Below are 1,784 nucleotides of genomic sequence, written 5' to 3' on the forward strand. Positions count from 1 at the left end.
CCTGTATCCGTCGCGCCATGCCCTTTCGAACGCGGCCCGGTGAGATCCATCCGGCGACAAAGACCTTTCAGGGCATCCGCATTGCCGTGAATGCGGAGCTCGGTGTGCTGGAGCAAGTGCTCCCTGCTGCGGTTCGCTGCTTGAAACCGGGTGGGCGGCTGGCGGTGATCAGCTACCACTCCTTGGAAGATCGGCTGGTTAAAACCGCTTTCAATCACCTCTCAGGCAAGCGTGAGAACTCGGATCTGCCCCACCCCGGCCCGGAGCCCCCCGTGGTGCTGGAAGTGCTCACCAAGAAACCAATCACACCAGGCGACGACGAGCTACGGCGCAACCCACGCTCACGCAGCGCAAAGCTTCGCGTGGGCCAGAAAATCTAAGGAAGGAACGAAAGATAGTGGCAGTGCAACAAAGAGTGCGCGAACGGTCAAAACGCCAGAGACAACACCCCCAGACAGTTGTCCGGGTACCCACGGCAGCACCCGGTAGGCAGAAACCCCAGCACTGGCAGCAGCGCCGCCAGGAGCTACTACGCCGTGAGCGTGCGATGGCTGCCCTCTTTGGGGTGATCTCTCTGGCGGGCACGCTCACAATGCTCTACGTCGCTGCCCAGGCTGCTGCAACGGATGAAGGCTACCGGCGCTCGGATCTGCGCCGGGCGATTAAAGCGCTCGAGGCGGAAAATGTCGGGATTCAGCGTGAGATTCGTAGTCTGGAAAATGGCAATGCCATCGGCCAGCTCGCCGGGCAGCGCAACCTCGTACGCACCCCAGAAGGCATCCACTACTTTGGAGAAAAACACTGAGATGGCTACTCCCACGCAGACAAAATGTCGCAGTCGTCGCGAGACTCCTGCGGAGTTCGAGCGCTGTACATCGTCGCGACTAAACAAAGTGGCGCTGGTACTCGCGGCGGCCCATATCTTTCTTCTGGGGCGACTTGCCGTTATCCAGATCGGGCGCACCAAAGAGCTCACAGCGGAGTCGCTCACGCGCTGGCGTGCCCCGCGTACCCTCCCCCCCACACGTGGGCTCATCTACGACCGCTCGGGCGCACTCTTGGTTCAAAATGAGCCCGGCTTCGCGGTCGTGGTGGATCCCAACCGCTGGTTTGTCGGCAATAGCACTAACCCCAAGGCAAAAGACCTCCCCGAGGACCGTCGAGCGCACGCACTGCGTGTGCTGGGGCGCTTCTTCCCCGCCGAGAAGCTTGCCTGGATCAGCCAGCTCGACATGAGTCGCCGCAAGCACGGCAAGCGCCTTCCCACGCGTGAGGTGGTTCGCTGGGTTCCGGAAGCAACTATCGAGCAGCTTCGCCAAGTGACGGTGAACCTTGCCCCACCAGTACCCGCATCGGAGAAAAAGAGAAAAGGGGCACTGGCACTGCCCCAGGCCGAGCTCCCTGGTGTCAGCTACCCCCCCTCAACCCGGCGGCGCGCCCTCAACGGTGAGCTTGCCGCGCATGTCTTGGGCTTCACCGAGGAGAGCGGTGAGCATGCTTGGCGCGGTGTCGAGCTAAGCCAACAGAACACGCTGAGAGGGCAGACGGGGAAAGTCAGCTATGCCTTTGACCGGATGGGAATGATTCCTGGCAGCGAGAGTATCCGTCAAAAACTTATCCACGGCTCCCATCTCGACCTCACTCTGGATGCGGAGCTCCAGCACGATGTCGAGCAGGCGCTCGGGGCTGCGGTTCATAAGCACGCGGCAGAGGCCGGTGTCGCTATTGTACTGGATGTTCACAACGGCGATGTCCTCGCGATGGCGAGTGCACCAAACTACAAT

The 1,784-nt window shown here is 61.3% G+C and carries 2 protein-coding genes and 1 pseudogene; all 3 read left to right on the forward strand.

The features are described 5' to 3' along the window. On the forward strand, nucleotides 1-380 hold a 380-nt coding region (mraW, locus tag ACH2EH_RS09515), incomplete at its 5' end, for a 16S rRNA (cytosine(1402)-N(4))-methyltransferase (RefSeq protein WP_395141107.1). 35 nt (nucleotides 381-415) lie between these two features. Beyond that, on the forward strand, nucleotides 416-805 hold the full coding sequence (locus ACH2EH_RS09520; RefSeq protein ID WP_395141109.1) for a hypothetical protein: 390 nt from the start codon (nucleotides 416-418) through the stop codon (nucleotides 803-805). Between the two features lies 1 nt (nucleotide 806). Next, nucleotides 807-1,784 (forward strand): annotated as a pseudogene (locus ACH2EH_RS09525) (hypothetical protein); the annotation flags it as partial.

Origin of the sequence: Armatimonas sp. (assembly GCF_043760365.1) — a bacterium.
In the GTDB taxonomy this organism is placed as follows: domain Bacteria; phylum Armatimonadota; class Armatimonadia; order Armatimonadales; family Armatimonadaceae; genus Armatimonas.